General features: G+C 61.4%; 1 protein-coding gene. It reads right to left on the bottom strand.

The annotated features are described in order from the left end of the window. On the bottom strand, window positions 1-1,267 hold a 1,267-nt coding region (locus AB4043_RS25970; protein ID WP_442308583.1), incomplete at both ends, for a glutaminase domain-containing protein.

Genomic DNA, 1,267 nt, shown 5'->3' with positions numbered 1-1,267 from the left:
CAGCGGGACACGTGTCGGTGTCTCGTCCAGCCACTTCCCCAGTGGATCGACCAGCGTGTGGAAGGTCACATCATCATCGGCCAGCGTGGCGGTCCACAGCTCCCAGTCCAGCTTGGTGTAGTCTCTGCGGCTGTCGAGCGGAAGGCCGTACTGATTCAACTTCGTCTTGTAAAACGCCAGCTCGGTGTTCTTCACCGACGCCGGGAAGAGCTTCAGCCCCAGCAGGTCGTCCCACACCAGGTTGTACTTCTGGCTCCACGTATTGGCCGCATCAAAGGCCAGCTTGTAGTGGTCTCCTTCGCGGGCAAGGTCGCTCCATTTCTTCGCCATCTCCGCCGCCAGGCCGGCATACTCCTTTGCAAGCCTGTCGTCGCCCACGCCTTTGGCCATCTCCGCGAACGCTCCCAGAGCATCAATCGCCTTGATGGACAGGTTGGCGTTGTGCGCCAGATGGCCGGCAAAGTCATCGGTCGAGAGTTGATTCTCCGGGTCCAGACCTTTGTCCTTCAGATACGCCGCCCACTTCACCAGCAGCGGCCAGTACTGTTTAGCAAAGTGCCAGTCACCCTGGGCGCGCCCCATGGCCGCAATCATCAGCAGCATGTTGCCGCTCTCTTCCACCGGCATCTGGTCGTCCTCGGTGCGCTCTCCGCCGCCATAGACCTGTCCATTGGCAAGCGGATACGTTCCCAGGTCATGCGGCGCGAAGGGGAACTTCCACCGCGACAACGCCGCATACTCCATCACCGGCTTGAGTTGAGCCTCCAGCAACGCCGGATTGAAGTACAGAAAGAACGGCGAGGACGGATACAGCACATCCACTGTCGCGATGCAGCCGTTGGAGAAGTTCTCCTTGGGGAACTGCAGCGGCGAACCATCCAGATCGGCTGCCAGCCCATTGGCCGCCAAGGTCTGGCGGAAGGCCAGTGTAGCCAGGCGCGCATACACCGGGCCGCCATCCTTCAGCAGTTTCGCTGTCAGTTTCTCGTCGAAGTCCTTTGAGCGCTTGGCCACTGCGGCATACTCCTGCATCGCCTGGGTCAGCATTGCCTGCGGCGTCTTCCCGTCGCGTGCCCAATAGGGCTTGAGGCGGCGGTTTAGATACTCGATCGCCAACGGCTGCGTAAAGGCGAGGCCGACGTGACGCTCCACCGTCTGCGATGCGGGAACCTGCAGCTTCATCTCCACCGCAAGCTGGGGAGAACGGTCGGCGGCGCGCGGCTGGTCCAGATCATCGTCCTGCGGCAGGTTTCCTGACTTCAGGAAC

This window comes from Terriglobus sp. YAF25 (assembly GCF_052113305.1).
GTDB lineage: Bacteria > Acidobacteriota > Terriglobia > Terriglobales > Acidobacteriaceae > Terriglobus.
This window is presented reverse-complemented; position numbering and strand designations above follow the sequence as displayed.